Genomic DNA, 18059 nt, shown 5'->3' with positions numbered 1-18059 from the left:
GAACAGCCCCATCGTGAGCCGACTTCACCAGCCGCCCGATCCGGCAGGCGCCGACGACCCGGCGACCGGCCCTGCTCCATCCCACGGCCAGGGCTCCACCTCGCTGCCCGGAGCCCGCAGCGGCGCGGACCCGACAGGGGCCGGGGCCGACGGCGAGGACGTCGCCGCCGGCCAGACGCCCGTCGGCCGGCTCGCGGCGACCGTGGAGCGGCTGCGCCGGGAGGTCCGCGCGGCGCAGGCGGAGGCGGACGGACGCGCCCTGATCGAACTGGCCAAGGGCATCCTCGTCGAGCGTCTGGGGTGCGGGCCGGCGCAGGCCGCTCGGCAGCTGGCCGAGCTGACCGGACAGGCGGGTGTGACTCCGCTCGAGTTCGCCGTCGAGGTGATCAACCAGGCCTCGCGGGACCGGCTCTCCGAAGTGACGACCGCCTTCCTCGCGGCCGCGGCGGGCCGGACCGTCGCGCTCGGTACGCCGGAACAGTGCTCGGCCGCTGTGGGACTGCGGTCCGCGGAGAGTGCCGCACTGGCCGCACAGGACGCGCAGAGCGTCGCCGACTCCCTGCTGGCCCACGCACTGACCCCGCTGGGCGCGGTGGCCGTGGCCATCTGGGCCCTGGGCTCCGACGGTTCGCTCACCCTCGCGGGCAGCGCCGGATTCTCCCCCGCGGAAGCAGGGCGCTGGCGGTACGTGCCGCCGGGCGTGGCGACCGTGGCGCGCCGGGGTCTCTCGGAACGGACGGGCCAGTGGATCGGCCGTCTGTCCGACACGGGTCTGCCCTCCGTCGGCCGGCATCAGCACCCCGATGGCGGCCGGGTCGCGGTGCCGGCCGGCACCGCGGGCCGCATCCACGGTGTCCTGGAGATCGTCTGGCCCACCCGGCTGGAGCCCCAGCCCCCGCAGATCGTCCGGCAGATCGAGGCTCTGGCGGAGCTGTGCTCGCACACCCTGGAGTCGTACGACCCGCGGTACGGCGACGACGGCGCCCTGGGACCCCGAGTCCTGCCCGACGCCGCCGAGTTGATGGACCTGGCCGACGGGCTCCATGACCCCGCCCTGGTCCTCGTCCCGCACGTGGATGCCGCGGGGGAACTCGTCGACTTCCGTATCCAGCATGTCAACGCCCGCTTTCTGGACCCCGCGGGCCGGCCGCGGGGCGTGGTGGGCGGGGCCCTCCTGCTGGAGGCGTACCCGATGGCCGCCGGTGAGAGCGGACTGTTCGAGCAGGTCGAACGCGTCCACGCCACGGGGGAGCCTTTTCGCGCCCACCGCATGCGGCTCACCGAGTTGCTGGACGACGTGCCGCTGGCGGCGGTCGCCGACGTCAGCATCAGCAGGCACGGGGGAAGTGTGCTGCTCATCTGGCGGATAGAGGACGAGACGGCGCGCCTGGCGAACCTGCTCCAGCACGCCCAACGGCTGGGTCGCATCGGCGGTTTCGAGGAGAACCTCCTGACCGGTGAGATCACCTGGAACAGCCAGCTCTACCACCTCTACGGCCAGCCGGTCTCCAGTGGACCCATCTCGCTGGAGGGTCTGCCCGCCCACGCCCACCCGGACGACGCGGTCGCCATCGGCCGGTTCCTGCGCACCCTCCTGCACCACCACCGGCCGGCCTCCACCGCCTTCCGGTTGCTGCGGCCCGACGGCGTGACCCGGCATCTGCGGGTGGCGGCCGAGCCGGTCCTCGACTCCGACAGCCGCCTGCATCTCGTACGGGGCGCCTACCAGGACATCTCCGCTCACCACTGGACGGAGGTGGCGCTCGCGGCCACCCGAGACCAGCTCGCCCACACCGAGCAGCAGGCCAGTGAACGCCACCGTCTGACCCTGCAGTTGCAGCACGCCATCATGCCGCCGGCGCAGGCACCGCTCGAGGCACCCGGGCTGCGCGTGGCGGTGCGCTACCGGCCCGCCGAGACGGAGCAGTTGGTCGGCGGCGACTGGTATGACGCCGTCGTGTTGCCCTCCGGGCTGGTGCTGCTGTGCGTGGGGGACGTCGCCGGACACGGCATCGAGGCGGCCACCAGCATGGTCGTCCTGCGCAACGCGCTGCGCGGGCTCGCCGTCACCGGTGCCGGGCCGGGCCAGCTGCTGTCCTGGCTCAACATGGTGGCCCACCACCTGAGCGGGGCCGTCACCGCCACGGCGGTCTGCGGTCTCTACGATCCCGACCGCCGCAACCTGCGCTGGGCCAGGGCAGGGCATCTGCCGCCGGTCCTGGTGCGCGGCAGCGAGGCGACGACGCTGCCCTTGGTCAAGGGTCTGCTGCTCGGCGCCGTGCCCGAGGCGACGTACCAGGAACACGAGATGCAACTGGCCGCCGAGGACACCCTGTTGATGTACACGGACGGCCTGATCGAACGCCGTGACCGTTCCGTGGAGGAGTCGCTGGCCCATCTGCTGAGGACCGCTCGCACCCTGCAGCCCACTCTTGAACAGCAGTTGGACCGTCTGCTCACCCACAGCAGGTCCGACACGGACGACGACACATGCGTCGTGGGCATCCGGGTGACCTAGCGGTACGGCGTCAGGGCGTCGGTGACGCCTTCTCGGAGTCGTGCGCGGCTCGAGCCACGACGAGGAGGAACAGGCCGCAGGCGGTCACGAGCAGCCATCCGGGACGGGTCGCCTGGGCGAGGTCGGCGGGGCTGACGCCTGAGACCAGACCCCCTGCGGCAGCGATACCGACCGCTGAGCCGACCTGGCGTGCGGTGGAGGTGATGGCCCCGGCCACGCCGGCGCGGGATGGCGGCAGACCGCTGACCGCGGTGTTGGTGATGGGTGCGTTGGCGAAGCCGAACCCGATGCCGATGAGCAGGTGGGCCGGCAGGATCAGCAGGACGCTCGTGTCCTGACCGATATTCACCATGCACAGGCCACCGGCGGCGGTGAACCCGCCCGCGAGGACGAGCGGACGTCGTGGTCCGAGAAGCGCCACCAGGTTGCCGGACCACGGCGCGCACAGAGTGGCCCCGAGCGCCATGGGCAGGGTCGCCATGCCTGACGCGAGCGGCGTCCATCCGCGGGCGTGCTGGAGATAGAACGTGCTGAGCAGGAGAGTCACGTTGAGCGCGGCGAACACTGCCATGGCGCCCAGGACCGCCGAAGCGAACGGCGGTCGCCGGAAGAGCCCGAGATCCATCAACGGCTCGCGCCGGTGCAGCTCGACCCATGTGAACCCGGCCGTGGCAACCACGATCAGGGCGTAGCCGGCCATCGCCACGGGCGAGGCCCAACCGATGCGGGGTCCTTCGATGAGGACACCGACCGAGACGCACAGAGCCACCGCGAGGAGTGCCTGGCCGGGCAGATCCAGCCGCCGGGCGCGCTGTCCGTGTGACTCGGGTACGAGCACCGCCACCAGGATGAGGGCGGCGACGATGATCGGTGCGTTGATCCAGAACACCGATCGCCAGCCGAACGTGGCGATGAGCCACCCGCCGGTCACCGGGCCCGCCGCCATGCTGAGCCCGAAGACCGACGCCCACACGCCGATCGCCCGGGCTCGCTCCCGTGGATCGGGCATCGCGTTCACCACGATCGCCAGGGCCACGGGGCTCAGCATCGAGGCGCCGACGCCCTGGACGGCCCGTGCCATGACGAGGAATCCGAGCGACGGAGCAACCGCGCATGCCAGTGACGCAGCGCCGAAGACGATCAGTCCGCACTGGAACACACGACGTCGGCCGAAGCGATCCGCGAGGGCGCCGGAGGAGATGAGGAGGCTGGCCAGGACCACGGTGTAGGCATCCACGACCCATTCCAGACCGCGGGTGCCCACGCTCAGGCCGCGGCCGATCACGGGCAGGCCCACGTTGACGATGGTGGTGTCGAGGCCGACGAGGAACATGCTCAGCGCACAGACGGCCAGCACCGTCCAACGTCGACGTGCGCTCAATGCGGGTCGGGCAGCCAAGATTGTCGCGGTCACGGGTCCACCTTCCGTACGGGGTCGTCTGGCGGCCCATGTTCGGATCAGGTGACAGCACCGGCCCAGCAGATTTGCGAAGACTGCAAAATGGACCCCATGGACCCCATGGACGCCGAACTCGTGGAGATACTCGACAGCATCGGGCCACGGCTGCGAGCACTGCGACGCGACCGCGGACTCACGCTCGAGGCACTCGCGGAGGACACCGGGATCTCTCTGAGCACGCTGTCGCGCTTGGAGTCAGGCAAGCGGCGCCCGACACTCGACCTGCTCATCCCGCTCGCGCGAACGCACCGCGTCGCGCTCGACCAACTGGTGGCGGCTCCAGCCACCGGTGACCCACGCGTTCACCTGAAACCCCGTCGCAGGGAGCGCGGAAGCGTCCTCGTGCCCCTGACGCAGTACCCGGGCAGGGTCCAGGTCTTCAAGCAGGTGCTCGCCCACCGTGAACCGAAACTCGTGACCCACGCCGGCTACGAGTGGCTCTACGTGCTCGCCGGCGAACTCCGTCTCATCCTGGGAGAACGCGAGTTCACCGTCCACCCGGGCGAGGTGGCCGAGTTCGACACCAGCGAACCGCACTGGTTCGGCCCCGCCGATGCGAACGCAGTGGAGATCCTGCACCTGTTCGGCCCCCACGGCGACCAAGCCGTCATCCGCACGGGCCCGTCAGCCACGTCGTGACCCGCAACACCCGGCCCGTCGTCCGAATCCGCGGGCACGCCACGGCGGGCCGGCCGCTCGCGGTACGCGTAGCCCGCACCCCCGTGGGAAACCAAGGGACCACAGGGACCAGTGAGCCGGTCAGGCGGTGGCGCGGCTCCGAGCGGGGGAAGGCGAGATGACAACCGAGCACAGTCGGGACCGGAGTGCGGCCTCCGGGACCGTCCGGGAGCGGGCCACACGCTACCCGGGCGAGCTGCACGACGTCACGGACGCCCGCCTCGACGCGGAGCAGTTCCTGGACGGCCTCGCGCGGGTGACACCGCCGGCCGCGCCGGAACACTGGGACGACATCCTCCTGGTCGTCACGGAACTGGCCGCGAACGCGGTCCAGTACGCACCGGGCCCCTTCGAGGTCCGACTCCGCAGGACCTTCGACGGCGTGCATGTCGTCGTCCACGACACAAGCAGCACACCCCCGGCCCCGCGGCCCTTCCGACGCGACAGAGACGGCGGGGTCGGCTGGTATCTGATCCATACCCTGTGCAGCCAGGTCAGCGTCGTCACGAAGGACGACGGGAAGGACATACACGTCTTTCTTCCCTGGTGAGGGCGTTATGGCCGGGCACGCAGCGGGACCAGCACGCTGATCGACTTCTTCGCGTGCCGTGCGGGACGCCGAGTCCCATCGCTGCCGTACGACCGACCGCGCGTACTCCCGGGCCGCCGACGCGGTCGTCACCGGGGGGCGCGATCGTTGCCCTGTCGGCCGTACGACCATGCTGTGCGGTCATGTGGTCAAAGCACCCTTTCTGCGCCTTCGAGGAACAGCCCTGTCCCGACCAGGTCAGAACCTGTGCCGTGCTCACCTCAGCAGATACCCGGCTCGCCTTGTCGCATTCTGCCCACCCTTTTGCCGAGGAGTACCGAACGGCCCTCTTATCGAACGATCCGCAGCGGCTTGAGCCTCAACTCGCCAGCAAGTCTTGCCAATTACTCATCCGGCGGCGCCGGAATGACCTTTAGGGTGGGGCAATGGCCAGCCCCATCTGTCCCTTGCGTCACATGGGTCGCTCTCGCAGGCCGGTGTGGAGGGAGCTGCCCCCTGGGTGACGCTCGGTCGCCCGCCGTTCCGCCGTCGAGACCGTCCCGCCGATGGAGGCTGACACTGCATGCACGAGCACAGGACCTTCGTCGAACTCATGCGTGCGAGGGCGGACGAGCACGGTGACCGGACCGCCCTGATCTTCAGCGCGGATCCGCTCCGCGCCGAGGCCGACGAGACCATGACGTACGGGGAGCTCGATCGTGCCGCCCGCCGGGTCGCCGCGCTCTTGCAGGAACGGTTCGCTGTCGGCGACCGCCTGTTGGTACTGCATCCCTCCGGGCCGGGGTTCGCGCGGTCCCTCCTGGGCTGCATGTACGCGGGCATGGTCCCGGTGCCCGCGCCACCGCCCGACGGCCCGCAGCGCAAGCAGGCCGGCCGGCTCGCCGCGATCGCCCGCGACGCGGGAGCGGTCGGCGCCCTGGCCGAGGGGACGGACCTGGAAGCGCTCGCGTCCTGGGCCAAGGAGCAGGAACTCCAGGGCGTGACCGTGCTCGCACCCGACTCCGCCGCGCACGAGCTGCCCGCGGCGGACCGGTGGCGGCCGCCACCGGCCGACCCGCACGCTCTGGCCTTCCTCCAGTACACCTCGGGGTCCACCGCCGCCCCCAAGGGCGTCATGGTCGACCATGCCAACCTGCTGGCCAACGCCGAGATCCTCGCGGCGATCGCCGGTATGAGCGCCGACCGCCCGGTGGGCGGCTGGCTGCCGCTCTACCACGACTTCGGGCTGATCGGGCTGCTCCTCACACCCCTCGTCCTGGGCGGTCGCAGCGTGCTGATGCCGCCGATCGCCTTCCTCAAGCGCCCGCACACCTGGTTGACGCTGATCGACCGGCACGGCATCGACTTCTCTCCCGCCCCGAACTTCGCCTACGACCTGTGCCTCCAGCGGATCACCGACGAGGAACTGGCCCACCTGGACCTCTCGCGCTGGCGGTGCGCGGTCAACGGCGCCGAGCCCGTCCAGGCCGCCACCGTCGAGGCGTTCACCCGGCGATTCGCCGCCGCCGGGCTCCGACCCGAGGCGATGCTCCCCGGCTACGGCATGGCCGAGACGACCCTGGTCGTCTGCGGCGACCGGCCCGCCCGCCGCGCCGTGATCACCGAGGTGGACGCCGCCGCGTTCGAGCGCGGCGAGCTGCTGCCCCCGGCCTCCGACGCGCCCCTGCACCGCATCGTCAGCAGCGGCCCCGCCCAGTACCTCGACGTCCGGATCATCGACGCCGACGCGGGCCGGGCGCTGCCGGACGGCCGGGTCGGCGAGATCTGGGTGCGCGGTCCGAACGTGGCCCGGGGCTACTGGGGACGGCCCGAGGAGACCCGGCGCGTCTTCGACGCCGTCACGCCCGACGGGGAGAGCGGCTTCCTGCGCACCGGTGACCTGGGGATCCTGCACGAGGGCGAGCTGTACGTCACGGGCCGCAGCAAGGAGCTGATCATCGTCCGCGGCCGCAACCTCTACCCGCAGGACCTGGAGGCGGCGACGCGCCAGGCCCACCCGGCTCTGGAAGGCGGGGTCGGTGCGGCCTTCTCGGTGCCGGTGCCCGAGGAGGAGGTCGTGGTCGTCCGCGAGTACCGGGCCCGCCAGGTGGAGCCGGACGAGCTGGCCCGCGCCGTCGCCGGTGTCCGCGACCGCCTCACCCGGGAGGTCGGGGTGCCCGCCCACAACGTCGTGCTCGTCCCTCCCGGCACGGTCTCGCGGACCACCAGCGGCAAGATTCAGCGTCGGCTGCTGCGCCGGCGGTTTCTCGGCGGCGAGCTGGAGATCCTGCATGCGGAGCTGTCGCCGGCCGTCCGCGCCCGGCTCGGCGACGCGGCGGGCGGTGACGCCTCGTGACGGTGACCGACCTGCTCATGGACACCGGCCGGGTCGACCTCGACGGCTTCGACCGGGCGCTCGGTGATCCGACCGACCCCGCGTCACCCCTCTCCTACGCCCGCAACGCCGAGCTGGACCGCGACGAGCGGTTCCCCGCCGACAGCTGCCGGGAGCTCGACCGCATGGGGCTGCCGCGCCTGTACGTGCCCGCCGAGTTCGGCGGCGCGCTGACCCGCTACGACGAACTCGCCGCGGCGCTGCGGGCGGTGGCCGGCCGCGACCTGACCGTGGCGATCGGGCACGGCAAGACGTTCCTCGGGGGCGTCTGCATGTGGCTGGCGGGCCGTCCGGAGCAGGCACGCGAACTCGGCGCCGACATCATCGCGGGGGCGCCGGTGTCATGGGGCCTGACCGAGCGCGGCCACGGCAGCGACCTGCTCGCCGGCGAAATGACCGCCACGCCGGAACCCGGCGGCTTCCGCGTGCACGGCGAGAAATGGCTGATCAACAACGCCACCCGCGGCACGCTGCTCTGCCTTCTCGTCCGCACCCGGCCGGAGGGCGGGCCACGCGGCTTCAGCCTGCTGCTCGCCGACAAACGACGGCTCCCGGCGGACCGCTGGCGGCCGCTGCCCAAGGTGCCCACGCACGGCATCCGGGGCGCCGACATCAGCGGGATCGCGCTGGACGACTGCCCGTTCCCGGCCGACGCGCTGATCGGCGAACAGGGCGCAGGCCTGGAGATCGTGCTCAAGGCGCTGCAGCTCACCCGGACCGCCTGTACGGCCCTGTCGCTCGGCGCCGCCGACCAGGCGGTGCGGCTGGCCGAGGAGTTCACCGCAGGGCGCGAGCTCTACGGCCGCCGGCTGATCGAGTTGCCGCACGTACGCCGCGTACTCGGAGAGGCGTACGCGGCGCTCTACGCCGCCGAGATCGTGAGCGTGCTTGCGGCCCGTAGTGTGCACACCCTGCCGCAGGAGATGACCGTCATCTCCGCGGTGGCCAAGTCGTACGTCCCGACCCGCGTCGACGAGCTGATCGCCGCCTGCGGCGAGCTGTTGGGCGCCCGCGCGTTCCTCACCGAGGTCCACGAGCACGGCGCGTTCCAGAAGCTGGAACGCGACCACCGGGTGGTCGGCATCTTCGACGGCAGCACCTTCGTCAACCAGCACGTCCTGATCAACCACTTCCCGGTGCTGGTCCGCGGTCATCAGGAGGGCACCGCCGACGAGGAGGCCGTCGCCCGCGCCGCCGACCTGTCGGCCCCGCCGCCCCCGGCCCGGCTCGACCGGCTGAGCCTGCTGGCGCGCGGCGGGTGCAGCTTCACGCAGAGCCTGCGCACCGCGAGCGGTGAACTGCGTGCGCTGGCGACCGCAGGCCAGGCGCCCGCACGCGTGGCCGAGCTCGCCGAGGAGCTCACCGACAGCTGCGACCGGCTCCATGGCGAGCTGGCGCTGAGCCCGCCCGCCTCCCAGGAAATACGGCCGGAGGCCTTCGCGTTGGCGCGCCGCTACGAGCAGTGCTTCGCGGGTGCGGCCGCCCTCAGCGTGTGGCTGCACAACCGCACACCCGGCGAGGACCTGTTGTGGCTGGAGGCGGTCCTCACCCACGTGCTGCGGTCGGTGCGCCCGCCGGGACGGCCGACCGACGGCGAGGTGTTCGACCGGCTCTTCGACGCTCGTGCAGCCGGTCGTCCCACCGCTCCTCCGACCTCGGTGGTCACCTCGTGATCGACAAGACCCGGGCGCGTGACGCCCCCGCGGGCATCGCCCGACCGGACGACCCAGCGGCCGCCTCCGTCGACGACCTTGAACGCCGGTTCGGCGACCCCTGGGATCCGGGCAATCCGACCGGCCACGCCGCGGTGCTGGCGGCCGACGAGGCGGGCGAGATGCTTGCCGCGGGCGAACGGCTGCTGGACGACTACCGGTTGAACGCCGAATTCGTCCCGCCCGAGCTCGGCGGACGGCTGACCCGGCTCGACCACCTCATCGAGGTGATGCGGACGGTCTTCCGCCACGACCCCTGCCTGGGCCTCGGATACGGAGCCGCCAGCCTCATCCCCGCGGTCAACGTCTGGGCCGCGGGCGACGCGCGGCAGCGCCGCAGGATGGCCGAGGTGCTGCTGGCGGGTGGCCGAGCCGTCTCCGGATACCACGAGCTGGCGCACGGCAACGATGTCGCGCGGGCCGATTTCTCGGCGCTGCCGGGCGACGACGGGCGGCTACGGCTCAACGGGCGCAAGGAAGTGATCGCCAATGCCCAACGCGCCGAGGCCATGGTGCTCTTCGCGCGCACGTCGGCCGCGCCGGGCAGCCGGAGCCACTCGCAGCTGTTCGTGGAGAAGGCGGACCTGCCCGAAGGCGCGCCCGTCCACCTGCCGCGTTTTCCCAGCGCGGGGATGCGCGGGGTCCAGCTCGGCGGACTGGAGTTCCGGGACTGCCCGATCCCGGCGGACGCGGCGCTGGGCGCGCCCGGGCTCGGCATGGAGACGGCGCTGCGCTCCTTCCAGATCACCCGCACCGCGCTGCCGGCGATGACCGTGGGCATCCTGGAGACCGGCCTCGACGTCGCCGCCCGGTTCGCCGACGAGCGCGTCCTGTACGGGCGTTCGCTGGCCGGCATGCCGCACATCGGCGCGATCCTCGCCGACGCCTTCACCGATCTGCTGATCTGCGACTGCCTTGCCACCGTGACCGCACGCTCGGTGCATCTACTCCCCGGCGAGACCAGCCTGTACGCCTCGGCCGCCAAGTACTTCGTGACCACCCTCCTCATGGACGCCATGGACGCGCTGTCGCGGGTACTGGGCGCTCAGTTCTACATCCGCGACGGCGGCTACGGAATCTTCCAGAAGCACCTGCGCGACCTGGCGCCGGCGGGCTTCGGCCACACCGCGCGCGTGGCCTGCCTCAGCACCGTGCTGCCGCAACTCCCTCGGCTGGCCCGCAAGGGGTGGCTGGACGACACCCAGCCGCCCGCCGGGGTGTTCCACCTCGGCGCGGACCTGCCGCCGCTGCCCTTCGAGCGGCTGTCGATCAGCTCGGGCGGCCGGGACAGCCTCAACGCCTCGCTCTCAGCGGCCCTCGACTCCTCTGAACTGGACAGCGAGCTGCGCCGGTTGGTTCTCGTCATCGCGGCCGAACAGGCCGACGTCCGACGGGAATGCGCCGCCCTGGCCCCCGGGGACCTCACCGTCGCCGCCCGGCCCGAGGCACTGCGGCTGGCGGCGCGCTACGCCGCGGTGCTCGCGGCGATCTCCTGCGTGAACATCTGGCTCCACAACCGGGAGCGGCACGACGCGTTCCTCGGCGATGCCCGCTGGGCCGTCGCGGCGCTGGGCCGGATCGCCGAACGGATGGGCCGCGACCCCGGGCAGCGGCCCGGGCACGTCACCGAACGGCTGTCGGCGGAGGTCCTTTCCCGGCACCGCGACCGCCGCGGGTTCGGCTTGTCGAACCGGCGCCTGCCCGGACAGCGCCGCCATTGATGACAAGCCGCCGCCATCGATGACAAGGAGAATGAGATGAACAGCCCCGAATCGGCCCCGTCAGCTCTGTCTGCTCCGTCGGACACCGAACTGCGGAGTTGGCTGCGCACACGGGTCGCCCACTACGTACAACTCGACGTCGCCGACATCGACACCACCGCCACGCTGACGACCTACGGTCTCGACTCGGTCTACGCGCTGACCCTCTGCGGCGACATCGAGGACCACCTCGGGCTGGTTCTGGAGCCGACCGTGGCCTGGGACCACCCGACGATCGACGCCCTGACGCGACACCTGGAGGAAACGCTCGCCCAGGCCTCCCCGGCGGGGGAGAACGGATGACGTCGCTGGAGGAGGTGGCGGCCTATCTGCCGTCGCGGCGGATACCCATCGAAGAGCTGAGCGACGAACTGGGCCTCAGCGCCTCGGAGATGAAGGTCTACCGGCGCTACCACGGCCTGGCGGAGGTCCGCCGCGAGCCCGGCGGCACGCACACCGATCTACTGCTGGCCGCCGCGGGCAAGCTCGACGCACTGCGCGGCAGGGAGGAGCGGGTGCGGTACGTGGTCCAGGCGCGGACCATGCCGATCGTCGTTCCCCATCCGGTCAACCCCGTACACGAGGTGCGTGACACGCTCGGGCTCGGGCACGCCACGGCGTTCGCGGTGACCCACCACGCCTGCGCCTCAGGGCTGTTGGCGGTGGACCTGGTCGGCAAGCTGCTGGCGAGCGCCGGTGATCCGGACGCGCTGGCGTTGGTCCTCACCGGCGAGAAGACCTTCACCCGGGCCGCACAGATGGTGCCGGGCACGGCCATCAATGGCGAGGGCGCGGCCGCGGTGCTCGTCGGGACCCACGACGACCGGGACCGGATGCTGAGCTACGCCGCCCGCACCCACGGCCGTTTCTACGACTGCCTGTCGCTCACCCACGAGTTGTCCGTCGAGTACCAGCGGATCTACATCGAGGCGCTGGCCGAGGTCATGCTGGCGGCGGTCGGGAAGGCAGGGCTGACACTGGACGACCTCACCATGATCTTCCCGCACAACGTCAGCCGGCTGTCGTGGACGCGGCTCGCCAAACATCTCGGGCTCCCGCTGGAGCGCTTCTTCCTGGACAACGTGCCGGTCACCGGACACTGCTTCTCCGCGGATCCCTTCATCAACTACCGGACCGCCCTCGATCTGGGCCGGCTGCGCCCGGGGGACCGCTATCTGCTCGCCACGGTCGGTCTCGGCTCGACCTTCTCGGCGATGCTCTTCGAGCACTGAAAGGGGGGTGGACGAGATGACCGGGAATTTCACCAGCCGCCTGAAAGCGGCCCTGACCGGGACCCGTGAGGCGGAACTGGTGTTCCTCGGCAACTTCGAGGTCGAGGACCAGTGGGCCCGCGGCGAGATGGGGCTGCCGAGGCTCGGGTTCGGCTCGGGGAACGTCATCGTCAACCGGATGGACGAGTTCGCCCTGCTGCTCGCCGGCAAGGGTGACCACGTCGTACTGAAGGAAAGACCTGACGCCGACTATCTGAGCCACCTGGAGGAACTCGGGTTCGATCTGCCGGGCATGCTCGTGGTGGAGCGCCAGGACCCGCGCAGCACCGTCACCCAGGACGCGCTGGAGGACCGGCCGGTCCTGCGCGAGCTGGGCAGGCTCGGTGCTCGCGGTGGCGTCGTCTGCGCGCACGGGGTCAGTGAGTTGGAGGAGCGGCTGGCCGAACGCGCCGGGATCCCGCTGGCCGCCCCGCCGGCGGCGATCTGCAAGGCGGTCAACAGCAAGATCTACAGCCGGCGGCTGGCCGACGAACTGGGCATCCGGCAGTCCCGCGGCTGGAGTTGCGCCGGCCTGGCCGAACTCGACGCGGCGGTCGAGGCCGCCCGCGCGCTGCTCGCCGACGGCCGCCGGGTCGTCCTCAAGGACGCCTTCGGCGTCTCGGGCAAGGGCATCGAGGTGGTCGAGGACGAACGCCGCCTGGACCGGCTGCACCGCATGATCCTCAGCCGGGCGCGGAAGGCCGGGAACGACCGGGTCGGCCTGGTGGTGGAGGAGTGGGTGGCCAAGCGCGCCGACCTCAACTACCAGTTCACCGTCGGCCGGGACGGCAGCGTGCACGTCGACTTCGTCAAGGAGGCTCTGACCGAGGGTGGGGTGCACCTGGGCCATCGGATCCCGGCGCGGCTCACGGAGCGGCAGACGGCCCAACTGACGGAGGTCTCCCACCTGCTGGGCGGGCGGCTGGCCGACGACGGGTACTTCGGGGTCGTCGGCGTCGACGCGATGATCGATCCCGACGGCGGCCTCTACCCGCTGGTCGAGATCAACGCGCGCCACAACATGTCCACGTACCAGGCATCGATCCAGGAAGCCTTCATCGGGACCGGGAGCACGGCGCTGGTGCGCAGATATCCCCTACGGCTCGGCGCGCCGCTGCCGTTCGGGTCGCTCCGCCGCGCCGTGGCGGACCTGTTGTTCGACCCCGCCCGGGGCACCGGGCTGCTGATCAACAACTACGCCACCGTCAACGCGGCCGCGTCGCCCGGAGAACCGGCCCCGGGGGCGCACTTCGACGGGCGTCTCCACGGGGTCGTCGTCGCCGACTCGGCGGACCGGACTGCGGCACTGGACGACGAGATCGGCCGCAGGCTGGCCGCCGTCGCGGAGAGCACCAGGGGAGAGGGACGAGGATGACACGTGAGTTCCAGGTGCAGGGCGTGCCGGTGTCCGAGCTGGCCCGGCGATATGACACCCCGTTGTTCGTCTACGACGGGACGGTGCTGCGGGACCGGTTCCACGGGCTGCGCGGCCGGCTGCACCCGGCCATGGAGATCTTCTACTCGCTCAAGGCCAACCCGAACATCTCGGTCTGTGCGCTGCTGCACTCGTTCGGCGCCCGGGCCGAGGTCTCGTCACTGGTGGAACTGACGACCGCACGCCGGGCCGGTGTGCCACCGGAACAGGTGATCTTCCTCGGCCCGGGCAAGAGCCGGCAGGAGCTGGCCGCCTGCCTGGACACCGGGATCCACGCCATCGTCTGCGAGTCCCTTCCCGAGGTGGCTCTGGTGGACGAGCTGGCCCGGGACCGGGGGGTGCGGGCGCCGGTCGCGCTGCGCGTCAACCCGCGCTTCGCGGTCAAGCGCTCCGGGCTGGCGATGGGCGGCAAGCCGCGCCAGTTCGGCATCGACGAGGAGGAGTTGTTCGCCCGGACCGACCTGGTGAAGCAGTTTCCCGACGTTGACCTGATGGGGGTGCAGGTTTACATGGGCACCCGGATCCTCGACGAGAACGTCGTCATCGAGAACACCACCCGCATCCTCGCTCTGGCAGAGCGACTGTCGGCCGCGTTGCACCTCGACCTGCGGATGGTCGACGTGGGCGGCGGTCTGGGCGTCGCCTATTTCGCCGGCGAGAGCGACCTGGACGCCAAGGTGCTGACCGACGGGCTCAACCCCGTCATCGAGGACTTCACCGCCCGGCACCCCGGCACCAGGCTGATCATGGAGCTGGGCCGCTACCTCACCGCCGAGGCCGGCACCTACGTGATGAGCGTCCGCTACACCAAGACCTCGATGGGGGAGCGGTTCGCGGTCGCCGACGGCGGCACCCACCACCACATGGCGGCCGTCGGCATCGGCTCGTTCGTCAAGCGCAACTTCCCCATGGCGGTGCTCAACCGGCTCGACGAGCCGCCGACCGAAGAGTGGAACGTCACCGGGCCGCTCTGCACCCCCAACGACACGATCGGCAAGAAGGTCTCCCTGCCACCGGTACGGCCCGGCGACCTGATCGGCGTGCACCGCTCCGGGGCCTACGGCCCAACTGCCTCACCGGGGCTGTTCCTCAGCCACGGCTACCCGGCCGAGGTGCTGGTCCACGAGGGGCGGTGCCACCTGGTCCGGGAGCGGGACAGACCCGACGACCTCCTGCTGCGACAGCGACTCTACGACCCGACCGCGAACGACGCGGCCGACGTCTCCCCCTGACCCCCCCCAACAACACGAGACACGAGAGGTGAACGATGGAGCACACCACACCGGACGCCGACACCGCTGACCTGTACGGCCGGGCCGTCGCCACGATCGCCGACTCGCTCGCCAAGGCGATGCAGGTCGACGCCGCCACCATCACCGAGAACAGTCGGCTGTTCGACGAACTCGGCCTGGACTCCACGACCGTGCTCGGGCTGCTGATGACGATCGAGGAGGAGCTCGGAATGGAGTTCGACACCGACGATCTCGAGCAGCACCACTTCGAGACCGTCGGGTCGCTGGCCGCGCTCGTCCGGGAGCAGGCCGGCGAGCAGGCCGGGGCCTGACCGCCGATGTACCTCACCACGCCCCCAGGCCCGGTCGACGCAGCGGCGCCTGCCCGGCGGGCGCCGCTGCGCCTGTCGCGCCTGGTCAGCCGGACCTTCTCCGGTGGCAGGCCCTTCCTGCCCGATCCGCTGGAGCCGAGCCTGAGCCGGATGCAGGCCGACCTCGTGCGTCCGTACTCGGTGGAGTTCCGCCCGGAGCTTCTGGAGCGGGGCGAGCGCAACACCTTCATCGAGATGACCCAGGAACTCCTCGCCGACCTGCCCCCGCTGGAGGAGCCCCTGGATCTGGTGCTCGTCGCCCACACCGCCCCGGACGCCGATCCGCGCCGCTCCACATCCTGCTTCCTGGCCGATGCGCTGCCCGGCGACCCACTGGCCTTCAACCTCTCGGACCAGGGGACCGCCACCGGGTTCACGGCCCTGCGTCTGGTCTCGGAGTACGCCGACGCCGACGCGTTCCGGCACGCCCTGGTCGTCCTGCTCGATCAGCGGGCCTTCCTGTACGACACCCCGGGGGCGCATGACGTGCCCCGGCAGGACTGCGCGGTGGCGCTGCTCTTCGGCCCCGAGGGCCGCGCGGGCGAACCGGTGACGCGGCAACTCACCGGCGTCGCGCGGGAGGAGGTCCGCGCGACGCTCGACGCGGTGCTGAACGAGCCGGACGGCGGCGGCGCGGGCCGGCCCACCACGCTCATCACCGGTCAGGGCCTCGACGCCGAAGAGTTCGGGCCGGGACTCGACGTGCGCCCCGCGCCGCCGGGCCGTCCGTGCACCGGCCCCTGGTCGGCCCTGGCCGACGTACTCCCCGAGTACGCGGGAGACGGGCCGCGCCGCCTTGTCGTAGCCGAATACGACAGCACGCTGCGGTACTTGTGCGTGAGCACACTGGATCTGGAGGAGGGGACATGAGCGGCCGTACGGCCGCTACCGGCGAATGGATGCGGTACCGGCGGACCGCCCGCCACGACGGTCTCGTCTCGGCGCTGTCCCTGCTGTGCGAGACCGTCTGCGACGGCACGCCGCCCCGCGGCCCGGGCGGACACGTGGTGGCGGCCGCAGGCATGGCCGGTGCTGACACCGAGGACGTCATGGCGACCATCACGGTGGAGGACGGCACCATCATCGCGACGCGGAGCCCAGCCGAACCACTAAGCGGGACCCCTTGGACGGCATGGGCGTTGGGTGTGACCTGTCTGCGCTTCGGCGTCTCGGAGCGGCTGCTCGATGCCGTGCTCGCTCATCTCGGCGGCCGTACCGTCGGCGACGCGAAGCTGCTCCACCAGCAGATGGTCAAGGGCGGCGTCGCGGAGGTGGTGATCGAGCAGTTGGAGATCGAGACCATGCTGGCCGGCGCCACGCCGGGCGACCTCGACGACGGCGTCCTGGCTGGCCTGAACGCCCAGATCACCGAGACCGACCGGATGTTGCTGCGGCTGCTCGGTGCCGTGAGCTTCCTGGCGGACGGGCCGGGCCAGGTGGCCCGGGTGTCAGAGCTGATCGCCGACGTCTACTTCGGCCCGGCCCGCGCCGGGGAGCATGGGGGAGCGGCATGATCGAGCTGGACGACAGGACACTGGCGTTCCAGCGCCAGGCCCGCGCGTGGGCGCAGGAACTCAAGCCCCTCGCCCTGGAACTCGACCAGGACCCGGACGCGATCCACCGCCATCTGGACGTGGCCATCGTGTCGTACCTGACCAGGATGACGGTGCCGCCCGAGTTCAATCCCGACCCGGTGGTCATCGACGGGCATCGCTTCTACGGCACCGGAACCCTGGAGCGGGTCGTCCTCGCCGAGGAGGCGGCGGTCGGTGACGCCGGCATGCTGCTGGCGTCACCGGGGCCGGTGATGTCGGGTGTGCTGGTCGATGCCATGGGCGACGAGCAGCAGAAGAAGTGGTTCTACAGCCGGATCATGGAGAAGCCCACCTGGACCTTTTTCGCCCTGACCGAACCGGACCGCGGCTCGGACGCGGGGGCGATGAGCACCACACTCACCCCGGACGGCGACCACCACTTCGTGCTCCGGGGGGCCAAGCGCTACATCGGCAACGCGGCCCGCGCCGACCTGGGCATCGTCTTCGCCCGCACCCGTCCAGGGCCGCTCGGCGTGACCGCGGTCCTCATCGAGACCTCGGCCGCCGGGCTCACCGCCGAGCCCCTGGAAACCATCGGGCTGCGCGGCCTGCGCCTCACCGCCGTCACCCTCGACGACGTCCGTGTGCCTGCCGACCAGGTGCTCGGCAGGCATCTGCGGGCCACCCAGCGGGGCATGTGGAGCGCGGTGCAAGGCCTGAACCGGCTCCGCCCCGGTGTCGCCGCGTTCGGCCTGGGCATCGCGCGGGCCGCCTACGAGTACGTCCTGGACAACCGCCGCACCCTGAACACGGCCGAACGTCACCGGCTCGACCGTCTCGCCCTCCGTCTGACGGAGCTCCGGCAGCTCATCTGGCGCTCGGCGATCGCCGTCGACGACAACGAACCGGCGGCCGGCTACCTGGCGTCCGCGGCGAAGGCACGTGCCTCGCGCCTCGCCGAGGAGGCAACGCTCGAAGCGCTCGCCTGCTTCGGCCCCGGCGCCCGGCTGGACCACCCCCTGCTGGACAAGCTCGCCCGGGACGCCCGCGGCGTGGAGTTCATGGAGGGAACCGGCAACATCCAGAAGCTCAACCTGTTCACGGGCCTGGTCCAGGGAAGTCTCCGCCGTGACTGACGCCGGCCTCGTACCGGCGAGCCGGCTC

At 71.5% G+C, this 18059-nt stretch carries 15 protein-coding genes; 14 read left to right on the top strand and 1 reads right to left on the bottom strand.

From position 1 onward, the window contains the following. The first annotated feature begins 13 nt into the window (after positions 1 to 13). The gene (locus OHU89_RS04460; protein ID WP_405639989.1) at positions 14 to 2518 is read left to right on the top strand and encodes a SpoIIE family protein phosphatase; all 2505 of its coding nucleotides are present in this window, start codon (positions 14 to 16) and stop codon (positions 2516 to 2518) included. A gap of 10 nt (positions 2519 to 2528) precedes the next feature. Here OHU89_RS04460 and OHU89_RS04455 read toward each other — a convergent pair whose 3' ends face one another. Then, entirely contained in the window at positions 2529 to 3932 is a 1404-nt protein-coding gene (locus tag OHU89_RS04455) for an MFS transporter (RefSeq protein ID WP_405639988.1), read from the bottom strand. A 105-nt stretch (positions 3933 to 4037) separates the two neighbouring features. Between OHU89_RS04455 and OHU89_RS04450 the strand changes: the two genes are divergently transcribed. The 13 genes from OHU89_RS04450 (at position 4038) to OHU89_RS04390 (ending at position 18031) form a co-directional block, all read left to right on the top strand. Beyond that, positions 4038 to 4616, top strand: coding sequence for a helix-turn-helix domain-containing protein (locus tag OHU89_RS04450; protein WP_405654302.1), 579 nt, complete (start codon positions 4038 to 4040; stop codon positions 4614 to 4616). Between the two features lie 157 nt (positions 4617 to 4773). Then, positions 4774 to 5205, top strand: a complete 432-nt coding sequence (locus tag OHU89_RS04445) for an ATP-binding protein (RefSeq protein ID WP_266897449.1) — start codon at positions 4774 to 4776, stop codon at positions 5203 to 5205. A 562-nt stretch (positions 5206 to 5767) separates the two neighbouring features. Then, positions 5768 to 7540 (top strand): fatty acyl-AMP ligase, encoded by a 1773-nt coding sequence (locus OHU89_RS04440; protein WP_405639986.1) that lies wholly within the window; start codon positions 5768 to 5770, stop codon positions 7538 to 7540. Next, positions 7537 to 9252 (top strand): acyl-CoA dehydrogenase family protein, encoded by a 1716-nt coding sequence (locus OHU89_RS04435; protein ID WP_405639984.1) that lies wholly within the window; start codon positions 7537 to 7539, stop codon positions 9250 to 9252. Before OHU89_RS04440 ends, OHU89_RS04435 begins: the two co-directional genes overlap by 4 nt. Then, the gene (locus OHU89_RS04430) at positions 9249 to 11012 is read left to right on the top strand and encodes an acyl-CoA dehydrogenase (protein WP_405639982.1); all 1764 of its coding nucleotides are present in this window, start codon (positions 9249 to 9251) and stop codon (positions 11010 to 11012) included. Before OHU89_RS04435 ends, OHU89_RS04430 begins: the two co-directional genes overlap by 4 nt. Positions 11013 to 11048: 36 nt before the next feature. Then, on the top strand, positions 11049 to 11354 hold the full coding sequence (locus OHU89_RS04425; protein WP_405639980.1) for an acyl carrier protein: 306 nt from the start codon (positions 11049 to 11051) through the stop codon (positions 11352 to 11354). Further along, a complete protein-coding gene (locus OHU89_RS04420) occupies positions 11351 to 12283 on the top strand; it encodes a 3-oxoacyl-[acyl-carrier-protein] synthase III C-terminal domain-containing protein (protein WP_405639978.1) in 933 nt (310 codons plus the stop codon). The genes OHU89_RS04425 and OHU89_RS04420 overlap by 4 nt, the downstream gene beginning before the upstream one ends. Positions 12284 to 12299: 16 nt before the next feature. Next, a complete protein-coding gene (locus OHU89_RS04415) occupies positions 12300 to 13697 on the top strand; it encodes a hypothetical protein (protein ID WP_405639976.1) in 1398 nt (465 codons plus the stop codon). Then, positions 13694 to 14989, top strand: a complete 1296-nt coding sequence (locus tag OHU89_RS04410) for a type III PLP-dependent enzyme (protein ID WP_405639974.1) — start codon at positions 13694 to 13696, stop codon at positions 14987 to 14989. The genes OHU89_RS04415 and OHU89_RS04410 overlap by 4 nt, the downstream gene beginning before the upstream one ends. 35 nt (positions 14990 to 15024) lie before the next feature. Further along, a complete protein-coding gene (locus OHU89_RS04405; protein WP_405639972.1) occupies positions 15025 to 15321 on the top strand; it encodes an acyl carrier protein in 297 nt (98 codons plus the stop codon). A 6-nt stretch (positions 15322 to 15327) separates the two neighbouring features. After that, the gene (locus OHU89_RS04400) at positions 15328 to 16230 is read left to right on the top strand and encodes a hypothetical protein (RefSeq protein WP_405639970.1); all 903 of its coding nucleotides are present in this window, start codon (positions 15328 to 15330) and stop codon (positions 16228 to 16230) included. After that, complete coding sequence (locus tag OHU89_RS04395; protein WP_405639969.1) at positions 16227 to 16874, top strand: hypothetical protein; 648 nt, start codon at positions 16227 to 16229, stop codon at positions 16872 to 16874. The genes OHU89_RS04400 and OHU89_RS04395 overlap by 4 nt, the downstream gene beginning before the upstream one ends. Next, positions 16871 to 18031, top strand: coding sequence for an acyl-CoA dehydrogenase family protein (locus OHU89_RS04390; RefSeq protein WP_405639967.1), 1161 nt, complete (start codon positions 16871 to 16873; stop codon positions 18029 to 18031). The genes OHU89_RS04395 and OHU89_RS04390 overlap by 4 nt, the downstream gene beginning before the upstream one ends. Positions 18032 to 18059 lie beyond the last annotated feature (28 nt).

The sequence above is a fragment of the Streptomyces sp. NBC_00019 genome (assembly GCF_045041015.1).
Taxonomy (GTDB): domain Bacteria; phylum Actinomycetota; class Actinomycetes; order Streptomycetales; family Streptomycetaceae; genus Streptomyces.
The sequence above is the reverse complement of the archived record's forward strand: the minus strand, read 5'-3'. Positions and strand labels throughout refer to the sequence as shown.